The sequence below is a fragment of the Psychrobacter sp. TB20-MNA-CIBAN-0197 genome, assembly GCF_040309765.1.
Classification (GTDB): domain Bacteria; phylum Pseudomonadota; class Gammaproteobacteria; order Pseudomonadales; family Moraxellaceae; genus Psychrobacter; species Psychrobacter submarinus.
Window position 1 is genome coordinate 1 of the sequence record NZ_JBEOPC010001173.1, and the last position, 247, is coordinate 247.

The following is a 247-nucleotide window of genomic DNA, read 5'->3' on the forward strand; positions in this document are numbered from 1 at the left end:
GGCTCAAGCTGTCCGCTTGCTGCCAGTATACCGATAGCAATTGGTAAGTCTAAACGCGCGCCATCTTTTGGCAAATCAGCAGGGGCTAAATTAATCGTGAGGCGGCGGTTAGGAAACTGGAAACCTGAATTGAGAATGGCGGAGCGTACCCTGTCTTTACTCTCACGCACGGCGGCTTCAGGCAGCCCAACGATGGTCAATGCAGGTAATCCTTGCGATAGATGCACCTCAATGATGACCTTTGGAG

At 51.8% G+C, this 247-nt stretch carries 1 protein-coding gene; it reads right to left on the reverse strand.

Features of this window, described 5'->3' with window-relative positions; translation table 11 throughout:
• Positions 1 to 247: magnesium chelatase domain-containing protein (locus AAEY83_RS17635; protein WP_351061274.1), on the reverse strand; the 247-nt coding region annotated here is incomplete at both ends.